This window comes from Paenibacillus sp. KS1 (genome assembly GCF_001680695.1).
Lineage (GTDB): Bacteria > Bacillota > Bacilli > Paenibacillales > Paenibacillaceae > Paenibacillus_B > Paenibacillus_B suaedae.
The window spans coordinates 1-327 of the sequence record NZ_MAIS01000342.1; the positions used below are offsets into that span (position 1 = coordinate 1).

Sequence of the window (327 nt, forward strand, 5' to 3'; positions counted from 1 at the left end):
CTACGCAAAGTAGATAAATATATCGATTTCTCATTCATTGATAAAAAGGTACGTCCTCTTTATTGTGCAGACAATGGACGACCTGCTATTGACCCTGTTGTGCTGTTTAAAATGATCTTTCTTGGTTATTTTTATGGCATTCGTTCGGAACGTCAGCTTGAACGTGAAATTCAGACTAATTTGGCCTACCGTTGGTTTTTAGGCCTTGGTCTAACGGATAAAGTACCAGACCATTCCACCATCAGTTGGAATCGTCGTACCCGTTTTAAAGACACAGATATTTTTCAAGATGTCTTTGATGAGATTGTGCTTCAAGCCATTCAGCAC

The 327-nt window shown here is 39.4% G+C and carries 1 protein-coding gene; it reads left to right on the plus strand.

The genetic code is table 11. The annotated features are described in order from the left end of the window. The coding region (locus tag BBG47_RS28585) for a transposase (RefSeq protein ID WP_139070854.1) at positions 1 to 327 on the plus strand (327 nt) is incomplete at both ends.